This is a genomic window from Streptomyces ardesiacus (assembly GCF_003112575.1).
GTDB classification, from domain to species: Bacteria; Actinomycetota; Actinomycetes; order Streptomycetales; family Streptomycetaceae; genus Streptomyces; species Streptomyces ardesiacus.
Genome location: NZ_BEWC01000006.1, coordinates 359,082 through 378,251, shown reverse-complemented (window position 1 = coordinate 378,251; position 19,170 = coordinate 359,082). Strand labels below are relative to the sequence as shown.

At 73.5% G+C, this 19,170-nt stretch carries 14 protein-coding genes; 11 read left to right on the top strand and 3 right to left on the bottom strand.

Annotated elements, in window-relative coordinates:
- Nucleotides 1-29 precede the first annotated feature (29 nt).
- Complete coding sequence (locus tag Sdi02f_RS21845) at nucleotides 30-1,223, top strand: acyl-CoA dehydrogenase family protein (protein ID WP_108933874.1); 1,194 nt, start codon at nucleotides 30-32, stop codon at nucleotides 1,221-1,223.
- A gap of 42 nt (nucleotides 1,224-1,265) precedes the next feature.
- Here Sdi02f_RS21845 and Sdi02f_RS21840 read toward each other — a convergent pair whose 3' ends face one another.
- Entirely contained in the window at nucleotides 1,266-1,703 is a 438-nt protein-coding gene (locus tag Sdi02f_RS21840; RefSeq protein ID WP_030402837.1) for a cell division protein SepF, read from the bottom strand.
- 289 nt (nucleotides 1,704-1,992) lie between these two features.
- Here Sdi02f_RS21840 and Sdi02f_RS21835 point away from each other — a divergent pair, with 289 nt between their 5' ends.
- Nucleotides 1,993-3,192: a DUF5685 family protein gene (locus Sdi02f_RS21835; RefSeq protein ID WP_167458228.1), complete on the top strand. Its 1,200-nt coding sequence runs from the start codon at nucleotides 1,993-1,995 to the stop codon at nucleotides 3,190-3,192.
- Nucleotides 3,193-3,272: 80 nt separating this feature from the next.
- Here Sdi02f_RS21835 and Sdi02f_RS21830 read toward each other — a convergent pair whose 3' ends face one another.
- Nucleotides 3,273-4,220, bottom strand: coding sequence for an ABC transporter substrate-binding protein (locus tag Sdi02f_RS21830; protein WP_031084598.1), 948 nt, complete (start codon nucleotides 4,218-4,220; stop codon nucleotides 3,273-3,275).
- Between the two features lie 415 nt (nucleotides 4,221-4,635).
- Between Sdi02f_RS21830 and Sdi02f_RS21825 the strand changes: the two genes are divergently transcribed.
- The 7 genes from Sdi02f_RS21825 (at nucleotide 4,636) to Sdi02f_RS21795 (ending at nucleotide 13,253) form a co-directional block, all read left to right on the top strand.
- Nucleotides 4,636-5,493, top strand: coding sequence for an amino acid ABC transporter permease (locus Sdi02f_RS21825; RefSeq protein WP_030402840.1), 858 nt, complete (start codon nucleotides 4,636-4,638; stop codon nucleotides 5,491-5,493).
- A complete protein-coding gene (locus Sdi02f_RS21820) occupies nucleotides 5,490-7,295 on the top strand; it encodes an FAD/NAD(P)-binding protein (RefSeq protein ID WP_055468355.1) in 1,806 nt (601 codons plus the stop codon). Before Sdi02f_RS21825 ends, Sdi02f_RS21820 begins: the two co-directional genes overlap by 4 nt.
- Nucleotides 7,292-8,071: an amino acid ABC transporter ATP-binding protein gene (locus Sdi02f_RS21815; protein WP_030402842.1), complete on the top strand. Its 780-nt coding sequence runs from the start codon at nucleotides 7,292-7,294 to the stop codon at nucleotides 8,069-8,071. Before Sdi02f_RS21820 ends, Sdi02f_RS21815 begins: the two co-directional genes overlap by 4 nt.
- Nucleotides 8,072-8,120: 49 nt before the next feature.
- Nucleotides 8,121-9,200 (top strand): LLM class flavin-dependent oxidoreductase, encoded by a 1,080-nt coding sequence (locus Sdi02f_RS21810; protein ID WP_031084594.1) that lies wholly within the window; start codon nucleotides 8,121-8,123, stop codon nucleotides 9,198-9,200.
- Nucleotides 9,197-10,540 (top strand): NtaA/DmoA family FMN-dependent monooxygenase, encoded by a 1,344-nt coding sequence (locus Sdi02f_RS21805; protein ID WP_108933873.1) that lies wholly within the window; start codon nucleotides 9,197-9,199, stop codon nucleotides 10,538-10,540. The genes Sdi02f_RS21810 and Sdi02f_RS21805 overlap by 4 nt, the downstream gene beginning before the upstream one ends.
- Before the next feature lie 456 nt (nucleotides 10,541-10,996).
- Nucleotides 10,997-11,905 (top strand): S1 family peptidase, encoded by a 909-nt coding sequence (locus tag Sdi02f_RS21800; RefSeq protein WP_030402845.1) that lies wholly within the window; start codon nucleotides 10,997-10,999, stop codon nucleotides 11,903-11,905.
- Between the two features lie 268 nt (nucleotides 11,906-12,173).
- Nucleotides 12,174-13,253 (top strand): S1 family peptidase, encoded by a 1,080-nt coding sequence (locus Sdi02f_RS21795; RefSeq protein WP_031084590.1) that lies wholly within the window; start codon nucleotides 12,174-12,176, stop codon nucleotides 13,251-13,253.
- Nucleotides 13,254-13,398: 145 nt separating this feature from the next.
- Here Sdi02f_RS21795 and Sdi02f_RS21790 read toward each other — a convergent pair whose 3' ends face one another.
- The gene (locus tag Sdi02f_RS21790; protein WP_030402847.1) at nucleotides 13,399-14,463 is read right to left on the bottom strand and encodes an ABC-2 transporter permease; all 1,065 of its coding nucleotides are present in this window, start codon (nucleotides 14,461-14,463) and stop codon (nucleotides 13,399-13,401) included.
- Between the two features lie 173 nt (nucleotides 14,464-14,636).
- Here Sdi02f_RS21790 and Sdi02f_RS21785 point away from each other — a divergent pair, with 173 nt between their 5' ends.
- Together Sdi02f_RS21785 and Sdi02f_RS21780 are read left to right on the top strand one after the other, a co-directional pair.
- Nucleotides 14,637-18,200, top strand: coding sequence for a DNA polymerase III subunit alpha (locus tag Sdi02f_RS21785; protein WP_108933872.1), 3,564 nt, complete (start codon nucleotides 14,637-14,639; stop codon nucleotides 18,198-18,200).
- Nucleotides 18,197-19,165 (top strand): DNA polymerase Y family protein, encoded by a 969-nt coding sequence (locus Sdi02f_RS21780; protein WP_108933871.1) that lies wholly within the window; start codon nucleotides 18,197-18,199, stop codon nucleotides 19,163-19,165. The genes Sdi02f_RS21785 and Sdi02f_RS21780 overlap by 4 nt, the downstream gene beginning before the upstream one ends.
- The last annotated feature ends 5 nt before the right edge of the window (nucleotides 19,166-19,170 follow it).

Below are 19,170 nucleotides of genomic sequence, written 5' to 3'. Positions count from 1 at the left end.
CTAGTTTTAACCGTCCCGGAGGGTGTCCCATGGCCGCGTTCCCCAAGTTGCCCGCGTTCGACCCCGCCGACCCCCTCGGCATCGACGACCTGCTCGAACCGGAGGACCTGGCGGTCCGGGACACCGTGCGGGGCTGGGCCGCGGACCGCGTGCTGCCGCACATCGCGGACTGGTACGAGAAGGGCGAGCTGCCCGGGATCGGGGAGCTGGCGCGGGAGCTGGGTGCCATCGGCGCGCTCGGCATGTCCCTGGAGGGGTACGGCTGTGCCGGGGCGAGTGCCGTGCAGTACGGGCTGGCCTGCCTGGAGCTGGAGGCGGCCGACTCGGGCATCCGCTCGCTGGTCTCCGTGCAGGGATCCCTCGCCATGTACGCCGTCCACCGCTTCGGCAGCGAGGAGCAGAAGCAGGCGTGGCTGCCCCGCATGGCCGCCGGCGAGGTCATCGGGTGCTTCGGGCTGACCGAACCCGACCACGGGTCCGACCCGGCCGGCATGCGCACCCACGCCAAGCGGGACGCCGGTGGCGACTGGGTGCTCAACGGGCGCAAGATGTGGATCACCAACGGCTCGGTGGCGGGTGTCGCCGTCGTCTGGGCGCAGACGGAGGAGGGTGTCCGCGGCTTCGTCGTGCCGGCCGGCAGCGCCGGGTTCTCCGCTCCCGAGATCAAGCACAAGTGGTCCCTGCGGGCCAGCGTCACCAGCGAACTCGTCCTCGACGACGTACGGCTGCCCGCCGACGCCGTCCTGCCGGAGGTCACCGGGCTGCGCGGTCCGCTGAGCTGCCTCTCGCACGCCCGTTACGGGATCGTCTGGGGCTCGATGGGCGCCGCGCGCAGTTCCTTCGAGGCGGCCCTGGAGTACGCGAAGTCGCGGGAGCAGTTCGGGCGGGCCATCGGCGGCTTCCAGCTCACCCAGGCCAAGCTCGCCGACATGGCGGTCGAACTGCACAAGGGGATCCTGCTCGCCCATCACCTCGGGCGGCGCATGGACGCCGGCCGCCTGCGTCCCGAGCAGGTCAGCTTCGGCAAGCTCAACAACGTGCGCGAGGCCATCGAGATCTGTCGCACGGCCCGTACGATCCTCGGCGCCAACGGGATCTCCCTCGAATACCCCGTGATGCGGCACGCGACGAACCTGGAATCGGTGCTCACCTACGAGGGCACCGTCGAGATGCACCAGCTGGTGCTGGGCAAGGCGCTCACCGGACTCGACGCCTTCCGGTGAGGTGCCGGGGGCTGGGGCGGGGCCGTGGTGCGCGGCCCCGCCTCAGCTCTGGTTGAAGAAACCGTCGGAACGGTGCGCGGCGGGTTCGCCGCTGATGACCTGGGTGTCGGCCGGGCTCAGCAGGAAGACCCGGGTGGACACCCGCTCGATCGAACCGCGCAGGCCGAAGATGAGCCCGGCCGCGAAGTCGACGACGCGCTTGGCGTCGGTGCCCTCCATGGCCGTCAGGTTCACGATGACCGGGACCCCGTCCCGGAACAGCTCACCGATGGCCCGTGCGTCCCGGAAACTGTCCGGGGTGACCGTCGCGATGCGGCGGCCCCTCTCCTCGGCCACGTCCGAGGCCACCTTCACCCGCGGGTCCGTGACCCAGGCGTCGCCGGTCTCGTTGCCCTCGGAGTAGTCGTCGTCGTAGTAGCGCTCGTCATCGTTGTCGTCGACGAGGCCGAGCCACGCACTCGCCTTGCGTACCGATCCCATGGACGCCTCCTCTCACAGCGGTCTTTCGTGCTTCCGCATCCCTATGGTCATCCATGATGCGGACGTCGCGCCAAGTGGATAGACGCCGCGCGGGGGGTTTGTGACGGTACTGGTGCACAGCGGATCCGTCGAGAGTCCTTGTGTCCCAAGGGTCGTTTCCCAAACGGATGCTGACTGTGAGTGAAATATGATTCTTCACGGCACACGGGTGAGGACGGGTGCGTACGGGTGAAGGCGGCGGTCGGTACGATGCCGCAGCTCAGCGTCGTACCAACCACGGGGGAGCGTCGTGTTCGGAATCGTCAGGCCGTGCAGGCACCGGCTCGGAGAGAGCCTCGCGAGCCAGTGGATGGCTCATTTGTGCGGGTTGTGCCTCGCGCTGCGCAAGGACCACGGACAGTTCGCGCGCATCGTGACGAACTATGACGGGCTGCTCATATCGGTTTTGACGGAGGCTCAGGCCGCGCCGGGCGGCGCGGGCGCCGGGCGGCGCACCGCGGGCCCCTGCCCGCTGCGCGGGATGCGGACCGCGTCCGTCGCGCACGGCGAGGGGGCCCGGCTCGCCGCTGCCGTCTCCCTGGTGCTGGCCTCGGCCAAGGTGCGCGACCACGTCGCCGACGGGGACGGGCTGCTGGCCCGACGGCCGGTGGCGCTCGCCGCCCGCCGGATCGCCGGCGGCTGGGACGCGGCGGGCGCACGCGGTGGCAGCGCCGTCGGCTTCGACACCGCCGTCCTGGTCGACGCCGTGGACCGGCAGGGCGGCATCGAGGCGCTCGCCGGGCCCGGCACGCCGCTGCTCACGGTCACCGAGCCGACCGAGACCGCGACCGCCGCCGCCTTCGCGCACACCGCGCACCTCGCCGGGCGGCCGGCCAACGCCGTGCCGCTCGCCGAGGCCGGGCGGCTCTTCGGCCGGCTCGCCCACCTCCTGGACGCCGTGGAGGACCGGGAGGCCGACGCCGCCTCCGGCGCCTGGAACCCGCTCACCGCCACCGGGACGCCGCTCGCCGAGGCCCGGCGGCTCGCCGACGACGCCGTGCACGGGGTGCGGCTGGCCCTTCGGGAGGCCGAGTTCACCGACGGGCGGCTCGTGCACCGGCTTCTCGTGCACGAGCTGGGCGCATCCGTGGACCGCGCGTTCGGCACCGTCTCGTGCGCCCACGGCAGCCATCCGTACGCCCCTCCCGGCAGTACCCCGGGTGCGCCCGGCGGCCCCGGCGGGCCGATGCCCCCGGAGCCGCCGCGCCGCGACCGGCGCGGGCTGCTCGCGGGCTGCGCGGTGTGGCTCGGGCTCGCCTGCACCTGCCAGATGTGCTGCGGGACGTTCGAGGACCCCTGGAGCAGGCAGCGCAGGGACGGACTCTGCTCCCAGTGCGACTGCGGCAACTGCGGTGATTGCTGTGATTGCTGCGACTGCTGCAACAACTGCTGCGGCGGCGACGGGTGCGACTGCGGCTGCGACGGCTGCGACTGCGGCTGCAGTTGCTGAGGCGCCGTCGGCCCGGTCCGGTCTTCGTCGGCCCGGTCCGGCCTCCGACGGCCCGGTCTGGTCCGGTCTTCGACGGCCCGTCAGTCCTTCAGCTCCGGCGGTGAGATCTCCGACTTCGCGATCGCCGACTCGGCCGTGCCCCACTTCTTCAGGATGCGGGCGTACGTCCCGTCGGCGATCAGCCCGTCCACCGCGGCCCGGAGGGCGGGCGCCAGCGCGGAGCCCTTCTTGAGGGCGAAGCCGACGTCCAGGCGGTGGAACTCGTTCAGGAACTTCACGCCCCGCTGGTGGGCGACCGCGTAGCGCAGGCCGTTGACGGTCGACATCACGACGTCGCTGCGCCCCTGCTGGAGCGAGGACCACAGCGCACCGGGCTCGCTGTACGTCTGCACGGTGTACGCCTCGTCGCCCGCGTCCGTGCACAGGTGACGGCTCTCCTCCAGCGTGGCCTCGAAGGTGGTGCCGGCGCCGGTCGCCACCTTCAGACCGCACAGCTGCCGGAGGTCGGTCACCTCGGACAGGTCGCTCTCCTCACGGGCCGCGAAGCCCTGGCCGTCGTTGATGTAGGTGACGAAGTCGATGGTCCTGCGCCGCTCCTCGGTCACCCCGAAGTTGCCGGCGCCGACGTCGTACTTGCCGCTGTCCAGGGCCGGCAGGATCGCCTCGAAGGAGGCCTGCTCGGTCCTGAGCGCGAGGCCCAGCGCCCTGGCGACGGCGTGTGCGACGTCGACGTCCTGGCCGGTCGGCGTCTTGCCGTCGGACAGATAGGTGGTGCCCGGCGGGGTGCCGCCGACGCTGACGGCGAGGGTGAGTTCCCCGGTGCCCGGCGGCAGCAGGCGCACGGCGTCCGCGTTGCGCCGGACGCCGGAGACGACGTCCGTGGTGGGGACCGCGTCGGAACCGGCCGCCGCGCCCGCGACGTCCGTGGCGGGGTCACCGGATCCGCAGGCGGTGAGCAGCAGGGCGGCGGAGGCCACCAGGGCGAAGGGGAGGGACAGGCGTTTTCGGGCGCGCGAGGACGTACGCATCGTCAGCGGTCTCCTGAGAGCGAAGGCGTGGGACGGCGGCGCGAGGGGAGGGGTGCGTGCGCGTGTGAAGGCGGGCCGGCGACAGGGCGGACCCGAGGAGACCCCGACGGGATCAGCCGATCAGGCGATCACGCGACCGGGGCAGGCAGGGCGTCGGCTCAACAGGAACAGGACCACACTCGACCGAAGTCGATGTGGGAGCGCGTGACCAGCCACTGCTGTGGATGCATGGGCCAAGTGGAACAGGCATCGGGTTCCGCGTCAACGCGTTGAGATGTGCGGCTCACAGTGTGGACAGCCTTGACAGCGGACGGAAACACCCCCGTACTCTCGGCGCACGGCCATGCTGAGGGGCTCGGCCGTGTGAAGGCACCACCCACCGTGTCCGACTGACTCGATGTCACGGAGCCTTCGCATGACCTCCGACACCCTCGCCAAGTCCGCCGCCGTGCCGCAGAGCCCGGACCGGACGGACCTCCCGCGGATCGTCCCGCACCGCCACCCCGGCCAGTGGACGGCCGCCGCGGCCGTCCTCGTCCTGCTCGCCCTCGCCCTCAACTCCGTGCTGCGCAACGACGCGTTCCAGTGGGGCGTCGTCGCGGACTGGTTCACCTCCGACTCCGTCCTGCGCGGCCTGTGGCTCACCCTCTGGCTCACCGCCGTCGTCATGGCCCTCGGCTTCGCGCTGGGCACCCTGCTCGCCGCGTTCCGGCTCTCCGCCAACCCCGTGCTGCGCGCCGTGAGCTGGGGCTACGTCTGGCTGTTCCGGTCGATACCGATCCTGGTGCAGCTGCTGCTGTGGTTCAACATCGGCGCCCTGTACCCGCAGGTCCTCGGCGTGAGGACGGTCGACCTGCTCGGCCCGGTCACCGTCGCGGTCATCGGCCTGACCCTGCACGAGGCCGCGTACGCCGCCGAGGTGGTGCGCGGCGGCATCCTGTCCGTCGACCGCGGCCAGGTCGAGGCCGCACAGGCCCTGGGCCTGGGCCGGTGGCGCCGGTGGCGGCGGATCGTCCTGCCGCAGGCCATGCGCACCATCGTGCCGCCGGCCGGGAACATGCTGATCGGCACCCTCAAAGGCACCTCCATCGTCAGCGTCATCGCCGTGCAGGACCTGCTCTACTCGGTACAGCTCGTCCACCACCGCACTTATCAGGTCGTCCCGATGCTGATGGTGGCGACCCTCTGGTACACCGCGGTCACCTCGCTCCTCGGCATCGGCCAGTACTACGTCGAGAAGCACTACGCCCGCGGCACGGAGCGCACCCGGTGACCCGCCCCGCGCAGGGCACCCGGGCCTCCCTCGTCGTCGTCGGCGCCGGACCGCGCGGCACCGGACTGCTGGAGCGCATCGCCGCCAACGCCCCCGAGCTGTACGACGGCCGCGGCCTCGACATCCACCTCGTGGACCCGCATCCGCCGGGCGCCGGACGCGTCTGGCGCGACCGGCAGTCCCCGCTGCTGTGGATGAACTCGCACGCCGAGGACGTCACCATGTTCACCGACGACACGGTCGACATGGCCGGCCCGGTACGGCCCGGGCCCACCCTGCACGAGTGGGCGGCCCTGGACGGCCGCACCTTCGCCGACCGGCGGACCCAGGGCACGTACCTGCGCTGGGTGTACCAGCGCGCCGTGGCGGGACTGCCCCCGAACGCCGTCGTGTACCACCACGCGCGCCGCGCGCTGCGGGTGGAGGGCTCGGGCGAGGAGCGCCAGCGGGTGTGGCTGGAGGGCCGGGCCACCCCGCTCCCCGCCGACCTGGTCGTCCTCACCCTCGGCCACCTCGACGCCGAACCCGACGACCGGCAGCGGGAGTTGTCGGAGTACGCCCGGGCGCACGGGCTCGTCCACCTCCCGCCGGACTTCACCGCCGACAGCGACCTGTCCGTGCTGCGCCCCGGGGAACCGGTCCTCGTGCGCGGTCTCGGGCTGGCCTTCGTGGACCTGATGGTGCTGCTGACCGAGGGCAGGGGAGGGCGGTACGCCGGGGACACCTACGTGCCGTCCGGGCGGGAGCCGGTGCTGTGGGCCGGCTCCCGGCGCGGGGTGCCGTACCACGCGAAGATCGGCTACGACTGGACCGGGGAACGGCCGCCGCTGCCGAGGTTCTTCGGCCCCGCCGAGACCGAGGCGCTGCTCGCCCGGCCGGACGGCTTCGACTTCCGGCGCGACGTGTGGCCGCTGGTGGAGAAGGAACTGGGCTTCGCCCACTACCACCGCCTCTTCACCGCCCACCCGGAACGGGTGCGCACCGACCGGGCCGGCTTCGAGGCGCGGTACGCCGCCGCCGGCCCGGACGAGCGGGCGGCCCTCGTCGCCGCCGCCGTGCCCGACCCCGCCGACCGGCTCGACCTCGCCGCCCTCGACCGGCCCCTGGACGCCGTGCGGTACGGCTCGCACGCACAGCTCCAGGACGGGCTGCGCCGGTACGTCGAGGCCGACCTGCGGCGCCGGCACGACCCGGCGCACAGCCCCGACCTGGCGGTCTTCCTCGCCCTGCTCTCCGTGTACGGACAACTCGTCCGGCTCGGCGACGTCGGCGGCTGGTGGCACGGCTTCTTCAGCCTCCTGGCCTCCGGGCCGCCCGGCCCCCGGCTGCGGCAACTGCTCGCCCTGTCCCGGGCAGGCGTCGTCCGCTTCCTGGGTGCCGGGACGACGGTCACCGCCCGGGACGGGGTGTTCCGGGCGACGAGCGCCACCGTGCCGGGCGCCGCCGTCGAGGCCCGGGCGCTGGTCGAGGCCCGGCTGCCGCACCCCACCGTGGAACGCGCCCGCGACCCGCTGCTGCGCGCGCTGCACGCCGACGGTGCCGCCGCGACGCCGGACGGACTGCTGGCCGTGGACCGTACCGACGGGCGGGTGCTGGACCGCGCCGGACGGCCGCACCCGCGGCGCTTCGCGCTCGGCCCGCACACCGACGCGCGCGGCTCGGGCGCGTTCACCCGGCCCCGCACCGGGGGCGTCGCCTTCCGGCAGAACGACGCCACCGCGCGGGCCGTACTGACCTTCCTGCGGGCCCCAGGACGGCCCGCGGTGCCCGACCACCCCCTGCTCGAGGAGTCCTCGCGATGAGCACCGGCAGCGATACGGACGTCATGGTCGACATCAGGGACGTGCACAAGAGCTTCGGCCCGCTCCACGTGCTCAAGGGCGTCGATCTCACCGTGCGCACCGGCGAGGTGACCGTGGTCCTCGGTCCCTCCGGCTCCGGCAAGTCGACGCTGCTGCGCACCGTCAACCACCTGGAGAAGGTGGACCGGGGCCTGATCAGCGTGGACGGTGACCTCATCGGCTACCGGCGCAGCGGCGACCGGCTGCGCGAACTGCCCGAGCGCGAGGTGCTGAGGCAGCGCACGAGGATCGGCTTCGTCTTCCAGGACTTCCACCTCTTCCCGCACCTGACGGTCCTGGAGAACATCACCGAGGCCCCGGTCTCCGCGCTGAAACGCCCACGCCGCGAGGCCGTCGACACGGCCCGACGGCTCCTGGAGCGCGTGGGGCTCGCGGACCGGGCCGGTGCCTTCCCCCGGCAGCTCTCCGGCGGGCAGCAGCAGCGGGTGGCCATCGCGCGGGCGCTCGCCCTGGAGCCGCGGCTGCTGCTGTTCGACGAGCCGACGTCCGCGCTCGACCCCGAACTGGTCGGCGAGGTGCTCGACGTCATCGGGGACCTGGCCCGGCAGGGCACCACCATGATCGTCGTCACCCACGAGACCGGCTTCGCCCGCGAGGTCGCCGACACGGTGGTCTTCATGGACGACGGACGCATCGTCGAACAGGGCCCGCCCGGCGACGTACTGGACCGCCCGCGGCACGAGCGCACCCGGGCCTTCCTCTCCAGGGTCCTGTGACGACCGGGTTGTTGACGCACACAGAGCAGACAGAAAGGGACGATCCCGCATGACCTCCTCCCACGGCAGACGGCGGCTGCACCTGGCCGCCGCACTGGACCGGCGCTCCGACCACGACGCCGGCGCGTACGTGGCCGCGGCCCGGCTCGCGGAACGCGGCGCACTCGACTTCGTGACCCTGCACGACGGCTTCGCCCGCCCCGGCCCCGACGCGCTCGCCGTCCTGTCCCGGCTGGCGCCCCTCACGCGCCGCGTCGGCCTGGTCCCCACCGTCACCACCACCCACACCGAGCCCTTCCACGTCCAGGCGGCGGTGGCGACCCTCGACTGGGTCAGCCGCGGCCGGGCCGGCTGGCGGATCGACGTGTCCACCACCGAGGGCGAGGCACGCCTCTTCGGCCGCCGCGACGCCGCGCCCGCCGAAGCGCTCTGGCAGGAGGCCGGTGAGGTCGCCGACGTGGCGGCACGGCTGTGGGACAGCTGGGAGGACGACGCCGAGATCCGGGACGCGGCCACCGGCCGCTTCATCGACCGGGACAAGCTCCACCACGTCGACTTCACCGGCTCCGCCTTCTCCGTCAAGGGCCCCTCGATCGTGCCCCGGCCGCCGCAGGGGCACCCCGTGCGGGTGGTCGAGGCGACCGGCCGGGCCGCACGGGCGGTCGCGGCCCGGTACGCCGACGTCGCCCTGGTGCGCACCGCGCTGCCCGCCCGGGCCGCCGCCGCGCGGGCCGAACTGCGGGCGGCCGCCGCGGCGCACGGCCGCGACCCGGACGGCCTGCGGGTCCTCGCCGCCCTGGACGTCGACCTCGGCGACGGCGAGTACGCGGCCGACCCCGGCCACGGCGGAGGCGGCCCCCGCACCACCCCGCACGGCCCGCTCTACCGCGGCGGCCCCGTCGACCTGGCCGAACTGATCGTCTCCTGGCACCGGGACGGCACCGTCGACGGCTTCCACCTCACGCCGGTCGACCCGCACCGCGACCTGGAACGCCTCGTCAACGGCACCGTGTCCCTGCTCCAGCACCGGGGACTGTTCCGCACCTTCTACCCGGGCAGCACGCTCCGGGACCACCTGGGCCTGGCCCGGCCCGCCAACCAGTACGCCGTCACGCAGGGAGCGTCATGACCGGACCGAAACCGCCGCAGCCGAAGCCGGGACAGCCGGAGCCGGGGCGGCCGAAACGGATGCACCTCGCCGCGCACTTCCCCGGCGTCAACAACACCACCGTCTGGGCCGATCCGCGCTCGGGCTCGCAGATCGACTTCGCCTCCTTCGAGCACCTCGCGCGCACCGCCGAACGCGGTCTGTTCGACTTCTTCTTCCTCGCCGAGGGGCTGCGGCTGCGTGAGCACAAGGGCCGCCTCCACGACCTGGACGTGGTCGGCCGTCCCGAGTCCCTGACCGTGCTCCACGCGCTGGCCGCGGTCACCGGACGCCTCGGACTCGCCGCCACGGTCAACGCCACGTTCAACGAGCCCTACGAACTCGCCCGCCGGTTCGCCACCCTGGACCACCTCAGCGGCGGCCGGGCCGCCTGGAACGTGGTGACCTCCTCCGACGCCTTCACCGGCGAGAACTTCCGGCGCGGCGGCTACCTGGACCGGGCCGATCGCTACACCCGCGCCGCCGAGTTCGTGGCCGCGGCGCGGACGCTGTGGGACTCCTGGGACCCCGACGGCACCCCCCGCCCCTTCGCCCACCACGGCCGGCACTTCGACATCGCGGGCGAGTTCACCCTGCCCCGCTCCCCGCAGGGGCACCCGGTGGTGATCCAGGCGGGCGACTCCGACGAGGGCCGGGAGTTCGCCGCCTCCTCGGCGGACGTGATCTTCACCCGGCACGGCACCCTCGAGGCGGGACGCGCCTTCTACGCCGACGTGAAACGCCGTCTGGCGACGTACGGCCGGAGCCCCGACGACCTCAGGATCATGCCCGGGGTCACCGTCGTCCTCGGGGACACCTCCGCCGAGGCGCGGGAACGGGCCGAGGAGATCCGGTGGCAGCAGGTGTCCCCGCAGACCGCGCTGCTCACGCTGGAGCAGATCTGGGGCGTCGACCTGTCCGGGTACGACCCCGACGGACCGCTGCCCGAGGTGGACCCGGTGGCCGACCCGCAGCTCAGCCAGGGGCGGACCCGGCACGGCGACAGCCGCGCGACCGCCGAGAAGTGGCGGGCCCTGGCGCAGGAGCGCGGACTGTCCATCCGGCAGACCGTGATCGAGGCGAGCGCCCGGCAGTCCTTCGTCGGCACGCCCGGGGAGGTGGCCGCGGAGCTGACGGAGTTCGTGCGGCGGGGTGCCGCCGACGGCTTCATCCTCGTACCGCACCTGACCCCGGGCGGGCTGGACGAGTTCGTGGACCGGGTGGTCCCGCTGCTCCAGGAGCGGGGCGCGTTCCGCACCGCCTACGAGGGCGACACCCTGCGCTCCCACCTCGGTCTGGCCGAGCCGGTACGGAAGGCTTGAGCCACGACGAGGGCGGCCCCCGGCGCACCCCACGACGGGCCCGGCGCGTGGCAGCGGTGGCGCGAGCAGCGCGTCGCCGCGGTCGCGGCGCCCCACGGGCCGCGCGCCCTCACCGGCACGCACGGGCTGGAGGACCATCCGGACGGGCGACTTCCGGACATCCCCGTGCGGTGGACGGCGGACGGCGACGCGGTGCCGCTGACGGCCCGCATCGAGGCGGGGGAGCGCGAACTGCGCCGAGGGTCCACGGGGTTGAGCGGGGACGGGTAAAGGTCGTTCAAAGCTTGACGGCCGAAAGGCACCCTTGCGCCGACCGGTCGTTCGGCCGAATACTCCAACCTCAGCGCTTGTCAGGGGCACGACCATCCGGAACCCGGAGGTCCGTCCCTGGCTGCGCCTCACGGGCCCCCAACCCCACGAGAGGGGCCCCCGACTTCCCCTGTGGAGGAACGAAAAGTGAGGATCAAGCGCACCACCCCCCGCAGCGGCATCACGAGACGGACTCGGCTGATCGCCGTATCCACCGGCCTCGTGGCCGCCGCAGCCGTCGCGATCCCCAGCGCCAACGCGGCACCCACCCCGGCCACCTTCAGTGCCGCCGAGCTGAGCAGCGCGGGCAACGCGGTGCTCAAGGCCGACGTCCCGGGCACCGCCTGGGCCGTCGACCAGAAGTCCGGCCAGGTGCTCGTCACCATCGACAGCACCGTCTCCCAGGCCGAGATCGCGAAGATCAAGGAGCAGGCCGGCGACAAGGCCGGCGCGCTCACGATCAAGCGCACCCCCGGCACGTTCAACAAGCTCATCGAGGGCGGCGACGCCATCTACGCGAGCAGCTGGCGCTGCTCCCTCGGCTTCAACGTCCGCAACAGCAGCGGCGCCGAGTACTTCCTGACCGCCGGTCACTGCACCGACGGCGCCGGCACCTGGTGGTCCAACTCCGGGCACTCCACCGTGCTGGGCACCACGGCCGGGTCCAGCTTCCCGGGCAACGACTACGGCATCGTCCGGTACACCAACACCTCGGTGAGCAAGCCCGGCACCGCGGGCGGCGTGGACATCACCCGCGCGGCCACCCCGAGCGTGGGCACCACCGTCATCCGTGACGGCTCCACCACCGGCACCCACAGCGGCCGGGTCACCGCCCTGAACGCCACCGTCAACTACGGCGGCGGCGACATCGTCTCCGGGCTGATCCAGACCACGGTCTGCGCCGAGCCCGGCGACTCCGGCGGCCCGCTCTACGGCAGCAACGGCACCGCGTACGGTCTGACCTCCGGCGGCAGCGGCAACTGCTCCTCCGGCGGTACGACCTTCTTCCAGCCGGTGACGGAGGCCCTGAGCGCCTACGGAGTCAGCGTCTACTAGTCCGTCGGTCCGTTCGGTCCCTCACCGTTCGACGAGCCCCCGTACACCGAAGCGGCGGTGTGCGGGGGCTCGGCCGTGTCCGAAACCGGGGGAGACGGCCACGGATCGGTGAAGGCCGTGTGACCACACTGGAGTTGTCGTGCGCACGTCCTGAAGCCGACCTTGTGCACGGCCTGTGGAATCGGAAGAGTTAACGATCGTCAACCAGCCTTCCGGTTCACGGGGTCCCCACAACCTCGTGGACCGACCCCCCACAGGAGGACGTGAGTTGAAGCACCGACGCATACCCCGGCGACGGATCGCCGTAGTGGGTGCGGGCATCACCGCACTGGTCGCGGCCGGAGTCACCTTCCAGACCGCCAACGCGAGCGAGGCCACGACGGCCGCGCCCGAGACCCTGTCGGTCACGGCGGCCGGAAAGCTCGCCTCGACGCTGATCGGCGACCTCGGTGCCGACGCGGCGGGCACCTACTACGACGCGCAGGCCAAGAGCCTGGTCGTCAACGTGCTCGACGAGAGGGCCGCGCAGACCGTCGAGGAGGCCGGCGCGCAGGCGAGAATCGTCGAGAACTCGCTCGCCGACCTCAAGAGCGCGCGCACCACCCTCGCCGAGGACGCGACCATCCCGGGCACGTCCTGGGCGACCGACCCGACCACCAACAAGGTCGTCGTCACCGCCGACCGCACCGTCTCCAAGGCCGAACTGGCCAAGCTGACCAAGGTGGTCGACGGGCTGGGCGCCAAGGCCGAGCTCAAGCGGACCAAGGGTGAGTACAGGCCCTTCGTCGCGGGCGGCGACGCCATCACGGGAAGCGGCGGGCGCTGCTCGCTCGGCTTCAACGTGACCAAGGGCGGCGAGCCGTACTTCATCACCGCCGGCCACTGCACCGAGGCCATCTCGACCTGGTCGGACTCCTCCGGGAACGTCATCGGCGAGAACGCGGCGTCCAGCTTCCCGGACAACGACTACGGCCTGGTCAAGTACACCGCCGACGTGGACCACCCGAGCGAGGTGAACCTCTACGACGGCTCCTCGCAGGCCATCTCGGGCGCCACCGAGGCCACCGTCGGCATGCAGGTGACCCGCAGCGGCTCCACCACCCAGGTGCACGACGGCACGGTCACCGGCCTGGACGCCACCGTGAACTACGGCAACGGCGACATCGTCAACGGCCTGATCCAGACCGACGTCTGCGCCGAGCCCGGCGACAGCGGCGGCTCGCTCTTCTCGGGCGACCAGGCCGTCGGCCTCACCTCCGGCGGCAGCGGCGACTGCACCTCGGGCGGCGAGACCTTCTTCCAGCCGGTGACGGAGGCCCTGTCGGCCACCGGAACGCAGATCGGCTGACCGGCCCCACCCGCACACCGTGAAGTCCCGTCCCGCGCGCGAGGGGCGGGACTTCCGCGTGCGTCCGCGTGCGTCCGCGCCCGGCGGGGTGTCCGCGTGCGTCCGCGTGCGTCCGCGCCCGGCGGGGTGTCCGCGTCCACGGCGGTCAGCCGGTCGTCGTGGGCGGCAGCTCCGCCTCCCGCCGTCCGCGGCGCGGCAGCACGGCCGCCAGCATCGTGACCACCGACCCCGCGACCGCCCACGCCCACAGCACCAGCAGGGAGGCGGTCGTGTCGTTCCCCTTGAAGTAGGCGATCGAGCGGGCCGTCCAGGTGCCGGCCCCCGGTGGCAGCGCCGGGCCGATCGCCTTCCAGAACGGCGGCAGCAGCGGCAGGGGGAAGGCGCCGCCCGCGCTCGGATTGCCCGCGATCACCACCAGCAGGATCGCCAGCCCGATGCCGACGATCCCGAAGACGCCCTGGAGGGCGAGGGTCGCGGCGCCCACCGCGAAGGTGATCAGCGCGCCGAGCCCCCACAGGTCCAGCACGCCGCCGGGCAGCGCGCCCAGCACCGGCCCGATGATCACCGCACCGCCGAGCCCGCCGACGATCGCGACCAGCGCCATCGCGATCAGCCGGATCGCCGCCCGGCGCGGGTTGGACGGCCGGGCGCCGGTGCTGATCGCCAGGATCGAGGCGCACAGGTAGCCGCCCACGCACCAGCCCACGACGAGGTAGAAGGACGACAGCCCGTTGAAGTCGTGGGGCGAGGCCGGGGCCACGTCGACGGTCCGCACCGTGCGGTTCTCGGACTGCTCGGCCTTGCCGACCAGGCGCTCCAGGGTGGTGGCGAGGGCGGTGCCGCCGCCGGAGGCGACCAGCAGGGTGTCCTGCGTGCCCCCGGGGTTCACGATCAGGGCACCGTCGATCTCCCGGTTCATGATCTGCTTGCGGGCCTCCGCCTCGCCGGCCACCGTGCGCGGGTCCAGCGGGGAGCCGGGCAGCCGCTCCAGCCGGCCGACCGTCTGTCCGGCGGCCGCGCCCGGCGCGGCCACCCCGAAGGGCACGTCCGTCGGTTTCGGGTGGTGCAGCGCCCCCACGTAGGAGGCGATGAACAGGAGCTGGAGCGCGATCACGCCGAGCACGAGCAGGGTGGCCCGCGGGGTGACGGCGTCCTTCACCTCACCGAGGAAGGAACCGCTGCGGGTGCGGGGGCCCGGTGTGTGTGACATGTCCCCACAGTCCGGGTCGGGGCGTGTTTGCGCAGGTGGGGCGGGGCCGAATGGATGTCGTACGCACATTCGAGGATGGAGGTATGGTGGGTGGAGTAGCTGGGAACAGACGTTCGATAATGGCGTTCGGGCATACGTGGTCATGCGTCTGTTCATGAGTCGGGAGGTGCGTGATGCCGGGTTTCACGCATCTGCACACCGTCTCCGGGTTCTCCGCCCGCTACGGCGCCTCCCACCCGGAGCACCTGGCCGAGCGCGCCGTCGAACGGGGCATGGACGCCCTCGCCCTCACCGACCGCGACACCCTCGCGGGCACGGTCCGCTTCGCCAAGGCCTGTGCGAAGGCGGGCGTCCGTCCGCTGTTCGGCGCGGAGCTGGCGGTGGACGCCCCCGAGCCCGGGCCGGAACGCACCGACACCTCCGTGCGCCGGGACCGGCGCCGCGCCCCCGTACGCGGCGGCGCCTTCGTCGACGAGTCGGCCCCGCGGGTGACCTTCCTCGCCCGCGACGGCGCCCGCGGCTGGGCCGACCTGTGCCGCCTGGTCTCCGCCGCCCACACGGCGGAGGGCTCTCCGCTGCTGTCCTGGCCCGACAACCACGCCGACGGCCTGACCGTCCTGCTCGGCCCCGGCTCCGACGTCGGCCGCGCCCTCGCTGCCGGCCGCCCCGACCGCGCGGCCCGGCTCCTCGCCCCCTGGCGGGAGGTCTACGGCGACGCCCTGCGCCTGGAGGCCGTCTGGCACGGCCGCAAGGGCACCGGCCCCGGCTCCCTGAGGCTGGCCTCCCGCACCGTCGGCTTCGCCGCCGAGCAGGGCGTCCGGCCGGTGCTCTCCAACGCCGTCCGCTACGCCGACCCCGGCCAGGGCGAGGTCGCCGACGTCCTGGACGCCGCCCGCCGCCTGGTCCCGATCGACGCCACCAGGGAGCTGGACTCCGGTGAGGCCTGGCTCAAGGACGCCGGTGCCATGCGGCACGCCGCCGAGCGGATCGTCGAGGCCGCGGGCTTCCGGCGCGAGGCCGCCCACCGCCTGCTGGAGCAGACGCAGGCCACGGCCGCCGCGTGCCTGGTCGACCCCGAGGGCGACCTCGGCATGGGCGCCGTCCACTTCCCCGAACCGCACCTCGTCGGCGCCGGCCGGCGCTCCGCCCAGCGGGCGCTCGCCTCCCGGGCGGCGGCGGGCATGGTGCGGCGCGGCTACGACCGGGGCCCGGGACGGCGGGAGTACTGGGAGCGGATGCACCACGAGCTGGACATCATCGCCCACCACGGGTTCGCCTCGTACTTCCTCACCGTCGCCCAGGTCGTGGACGACGTGCGGCACATGGGCATCCGGGTCGCCGCGCGCGGCTCCGGCGCGGGCTCGCTCGTCAACCACCTGCTCGGCATCGCCCACGCCGACCCGGTCGAGCACGGGCTGCTGATGGAGCGGTTCCTGTCCAGGGAGCGGGTCGTGCTGCCCGACATCGACATCGACGTGGAGTCCGCGCGGCGCCTGGAGGTCTACCGCGCGATCATCGGCCGCTTCGGCACCGAGCGGGTCGCCACCGTCGCCATGCCGGAGACGTACCGGGTGCGCCACGCCATCCGCGACGTGGGCGCCGCCCTGTCCATGGACCCGGCCGAGATCGACCGGATCGCCAAGTCCTTCCCGCACATCCGGGCCCGCGACGCCCGCGCGGCGCTGGCGGAACTGCCCGAGCTGAAGGAGCTGGCGGGGGAGTCCCGGCGGGACGGAGGAGGGCGGTACGGCAGGCTCTGGGAGCTGGTCGAGGGCCTGGACGCACTCCCGCGCGGTGTCGCCATGCACCCCTGCGGCGTCCTCCTGTCCGACGCCTCCCTGCTCTCCCGTACGCCGGTCGTGCCGACCAGCGGGGAGGGCTTCCCGATGGCGCAGTTCGACAAGGACGACGTGGAGGACCTCGGGCTGCTCAAGCTGGACGTGCTCGGGGTGCGGATGCAGTCGGCGATGGCGCACGCGGTCGCCGAGGTGGAACGGGCGACGGGGGAGCGGGTCGACCTGGACGCCGTGCCGGAGGGGGACCCGGCGACGTACCGGATGATCCGGTCCGCCGAGACGCTGGGCTGCTTCCAGATCGAGTCGCCGGGCCAGCGGGACCTGGTGGGGCGGCTGCAGCCGTCCACCTTCCACGACCTCGTCGTCGACATCTCGCTCTTCCGGCCCGGCCCGGTCGCCGCCGACATGGTGCGGCCGTTCATCGAGGCCCGGCACGGACGGGCACCGGTGCGCTACCCGCACGAGGACCTGGCGGAGCCGCTGGCGGGGACGTACGGGGTCGTCGTCTTCCACGAGCAGATCATCGACATCGTCGACATCATGACCGGCTGCGGACGCGGCGAGGCGGACCGGGTGCGGCGCGGTCTGTCCGACCCGGAGTCGCAGGGGCGGATCAAGGTGTGGTTCGCCCAGCACGCGACGGCGAACGGATACGACGCGGAAACGATTCAGCGCACCTGGGAGATCGTCGAGGCCTTCGGCAGCTACGGCTTCTGCAAGGCACACGCCGTCGCCTTCGCGGTGCCGACGTACCAGTCGGCGTGGCTGAAGGCCCATCACCCGGCCGCCTTCTACGCCGGGTTGCTCACCCACGACCCCGGCATGTACCCCAAGCGGCTGCTGCTGGCGGACGCGCGGCGGCGCGGGGTGCCGATCCTGCCGCTGGACGTGAACAAGTCGGGGGTCACACACAGGATCGAACTGGTGTCTGATTCACAGGGGTCGCGTGCGCGCAAGCCCGCCGCGTGGGGCCTGCGCCTCGCCCTCTCGGACGTGCACGGCATCAGCGAGGCCGAGGCGGAACGCATCGCCGCCGGGCAGCCCTACGCCTCCCTGCTCGACTTCTGGGAACGCGCCCGCCCCAGCAGGCCGCTGGCCGGGCGGCTCGCCCAGGTCGGCGCGCTGGACGCGTTCGGCGCCAACCGCCGCGACCTGCAACTGCACCTGACCGAACTGCACCGCGGCGCCCGGGGCGGACGGGGCGACCAGCTCCCCCTGGCCGGCGGACGGAAGACCGCCTCCGCCGGGCTGCCCGACCTCACCTCGGCGGAGAAGCTCAGTGCCGAACTGGGCGTGCTGTCCATGGACGCCTCGCGCAACCTGATGGACGACCACCGCACCTTCCTGCGCGAGCTGGGCGTGGTGTCGGCCAAGCGGCTGCGCGAGGCGCGGCACGGGGAGACGGTGCTGGTCGCGGGCGCCAAGGCGGCCACCCAGACCCCGCCGGTCCGCTCCGGCCGCCGCGTCATCTTCTCCACCCTCGACGACGGTTCCGGCCTGGTCGACCTCGCCTTCTTCGACGACTCGCACGACGCCTGCGCGCACACCGTCTTCCACTCCTGGCTGCTGCTGGTGCGCGGGGTGGTGCAGCGGCGCGGCCCGCGCAGCCTCAGCGTGGTCGGCTCCGCCGCCTGGAACCTCGCCGACCTGCTGGAGGTGCGCCGGGAGGAGGGACTGGAGGGCGTCGCCGCCCGGCTGGCCGCGGCGGGCGGAAGCCGGGAGGGCGACGACCCCGGGGGCGGTCCGGCGCGCCGCCGCCTCGCCGGTTCGGACGGGCGGCCCGCGCCGGCCGGCTCCGCGGCCCAGGACCCGATGGAGCAGCGGAAGATCCGCATGTCCACGGGGTACGAGATGCATCCCTGGGCCGATCTGCGCCCCGCGGGCGAAGGGCCCGCGGTCGGAAGGAAGTTGTGGCACCAGAGTCCGGGGAGTGCGGGATGACGATTCTCTGCGTACGTTTCCAGATGCCGTCGGCGCGCGAGGCGGCCCTGCCCGAACTGCTCGGACTGATCGAGGAGTTCACACCGGTCGTCGAGGCGCTGCCGCCCGACGGCGCGCTGGCCGACCTGCGCGGCGCCGAGCGGTACTTCGGGCGCGACGCCGTGGAACTGGCCTCGGTGATCCGGGTGCGCGCCCTCGCGCTGTACGGCGTGGACTGCGTGATCGGTGCCGGGCCCGGTCCGATGCTGGCCCGCATGGCCCTGCGCGATGCCCGGCCGGGACTGACCCGCGCGGTACCCGGCGGCGAGGAGCGCGCGTTCCTCGCCGGCAAGCCGGTCGCCGCGCTGCCCGGCGTCGGCGCCGCGACCGCCCGCACGCTGTGCGAGTACGGCCTCGACACCCTCGGCCGGGTCGCCGCCGCGCCGTTGTCCACGCTCCAGCGCCTGGTCGGCGCGAGGGCGGGCCGCGAACTGCACGAGAAGGCCCTGGGCGTCGACCGCGGCCGGGTCGTCCCCAACGGCGTCTCCCGGTCCCTGGCCGCCGACCGGTCCTTCGGCCGCGACGAACTCGATCCCGGCCGTCACCGCCGCGCCCTGCTCTCGGCCGCCGGGGAACTGGGCGTCCGGCTGCGCGCCGTGGGCAAGGTCTGCCGCTCCCTCACCCTCACCGTCCGCTACGCCGACCGGTCGGCCACCACCCGCAGCCGCACCCTGAAGGAGCCGACCGCGCACTCGGCGGCGCTGACCCGGACCGCGTACGACCTGTACGAGGCGCTCGGCCTCCAGCGCGCCCGGGTCCGCACGATCGCCCTGCGCGCCGAGGGCCTCGCACCCGCCGAACAGGCCTCCCACCAGCTCACCTTCGACCCCGTCGACGAGAAGGTCCGCCGGATCGAGGAGGTCGCGGACCGCGCCCGGGCGAAGTTCGGCCCGCGGGCGGTGATGCCGGGCTCCCTGGCGGCGTGAGTGCC

Bases quoted from the DNA above. Each gene is read 5' to 3' on its own strand.
- Sdi02f_RS21845 (WP_108933874.1), top strand. From the start codon at position 30: ATGGCCGCGTTCCCCAAGTTGCCCGCGTTCGACCCCGCCGACCCCCTC.
- Sdi02f_RS21840 (WP_030402837.1), bottom strand. From the start codon at position 1,703: ATGGGATCGGTACGCAAGGCGAGTGCGTGGCTCGGCCTCGTCGACGAC.
- Sdi02f_RS21830 (WP_031084598.1), bottom strand. From the start codon at position 4,220: ATGCGTACGTCCTCGCGCGCCCGAAAACGCCTGTCCCTCCCCTTCGCC.
- Sdi02f_RS21825 (WP_030402840.1), top strand. From the start codon at position 4,636: ATGACCTCCGACACCCTCGCCAAGTCCGCCGCCGTGCCGCAGAGCCCG.
- Sdi02f_RS21815 (WP_030402842.1), top strand. From the start codon at position 7,292: ATGAGCACCGGCAGCGATACGGACGTCATGGTCGACATCAGGGACGTG.
- Sdi02f_RS21810 (WP_031084594.1), top strand. From the start codon at position 8,121: ATGACCTCCTCCCACGGCAGACGGCGGCTGCACCTGGCCGCCGCACTG.
- Sdi02f_RS21805 (WP_108933873.1), top strand. From the start codon at position 9,197: ATGACCGGACCGAAACCGCCGCAGCCGAAGCCGGGACAGCCGGAGCCG.
- Sdi02f_RS21790 (WP_030402847.1), bottom strand. From the start codon at position 14,463: ATGTCACACACACCGGGCCCCCGCACCCGCAGCGGTTCCTTCCTCGGT.
- Sdi02f_RS21785 (WP_108933872.1), top strand. From the start codon at position 14,637: ATGCCGGGTTTCACGCATCTGCACACCGTCTCCGGGTTCTCCGCCCGC.
- Sdi02f_RS21780 (WP_108933871.1), top strand. From the start codon at position 18,197: ATGACGATTCTCTGCGTACGTTTCCAGATGCCGTCGGCGCGCGAGGCG.